Raw genomic sequence first — 1,393 nt, 5'->3', positions numbered from 1 at the left:
TAGGTTTTCTCTTTTTAAAGTATCATATAATGATATATGCGCGGTCTTGTGATGTACCTTCTATCTTTACGCACTACTTTTCCCCCCTTTGAAAGTTATTTTATCAAAATGAGTCTTACTAATATACATTCCCGCATCACTATAGACTGTTCAAGAAAATAGCAACATAAAAATATGACTTTTTAGCAATATGGATTCTACTGTGATCTTTTTTCAACAAAAATATAGAAAAAGCTTCTATAAAACCTCAAAGTTTATAGCCTCACCTGTTGCTTTAGGTCCATCGGCTACTGCGGAGGGTCTAAGTTCTATTGCTGTAGGTTTGAATACGCAGAGCAAAAGAGATAATTCAGCTGCTTTTGGTGATCTTGTATATACATCAAATATTATGCTTATCTCTAGATAAATACTGTAGCGTCTTAAAAAAAATCACCCTCATTTCAATAAAATAAGAATAAATGTTGTTAAAATAATCCTTTACTATCATAAATTCAGCGTCAATCTTAAGCCAGCACCTCTTCCCCAATCTCCGCCAGAACTCATTGCGGATATATTAGAGCGATCTTTCCATCTTCTGACATACAACCAGCTCCAAAGGCAAAAGCCGATCGACTACGCTATAAACCATTACCAAAACAGACACTTAAAGACCAAAAAATATCAAAATAACTTAAATTCGATACTGCTAAACCAACAGAGGCCGCCTGTCTTGCTTCTTTCTGAACTGTCTTATCTGCTGCTCACTGTTATGTAATTGATCACCTTTTAGGCAATATATAATCCAATAATAATCTTATCAGCAGTAGAATTATGTAAAATAACATACCGCCTATCTTGTCATAAAAAATAATGCTGCATTCATTGATAATATTATTATTATATATATTTCTCTTATAAGGAAAAACCTCTCTCAAAAATAAATATCGATTACTCAAATAATTCCTTTTGGAGATGATAAATGATTTTTTCACATAAAATTTCATAATAAAAAATACATTTTTATTCGAAATACGCCCATCTTCTATTGCTATTCATTTATGCTGAGAATAACTTTCCTTCTCTTAAAATGCCACATGTAACGCATTTGATAAGAGAAGGAAAATTTATTTCGAATTTTCTATTGTTAATTCAGTGTTACCCTAAACCCAGCACCTACCCCCCAATGTCCCCCAGCACTCGTTGCAGATATGTTAGAGCGAAATCTTCCATTTTCAGACATATAACCAGCCCCAATAGCAAATGCGGATTGACTACGCCATACACCCGTACCAAACGAAAAACTTAATTTTCCCGGTGTATCGTCATAGCTTAAATTAGACACCGCTAAACCAATCGCTGCTGCTTGTCTTGCTTCCTTGCGAACATCCTCAATAGCATAATTTAACGTCTCAAA

2 protein-coding genes and 1 pseudogene are annotated in these 1,393 nt (G+C 34.1%); 1 reads left to right on the top strand and 2 read right to left on the bottom strand.

Annotated features, from left to right (window positions below; translation table 11 throughout):
* Positions 1-190 precede the first annotated feature (190 nt).
* On the top strand, positions 191-406 hold the full coding sequence (locus ACFIJ7_RS09465) for a hypothetical protein (RefSeq protein WP_375645184.1): 216 nt from the start codon (positions 191-193) through the stop codon (positions 404-406).
* Between the two features lie 77 nt (positions 407-483).
* Here ACFIJ7_RS09465 and ACFIJ7_RS09460 read toward each other — a convergent pair.
* Both ACFIJ7_RS09460 and ACFIJ7_RS09455 read right to left on the bottom strand, forming a co-directional pair.
* Positions 484-731: pseudogene (locus ACFIJ7_RS09460) on the bottom strand (hypothetical protein); the annotation flags it as partial.
* Between the two features lie 392 nt (positions 732-1,123).
* Positions 1,124-1,393 (bottom strand): YadA-like family protein (locus ACFIJ7_RS09455; protein ID WP_375645183.1); only part of this gene is annotated, 270 nt, incomplete at its 5' end.

Origin of the sequence: Bartonella sp. MR100HLJHH, assembly GCF_042194215.1 — a bacterium.
GTDB lineage: Bacteria > Pseudomonadota > Alphaproteobacteria > Rhizobiales > Rhizobiaceae > Bartonella > Bartonella grahamii.
Note: the sequence above shows the minus strand (reverse complement) of the source record. Positions and strands in the feature narration are given on the sequence as shown.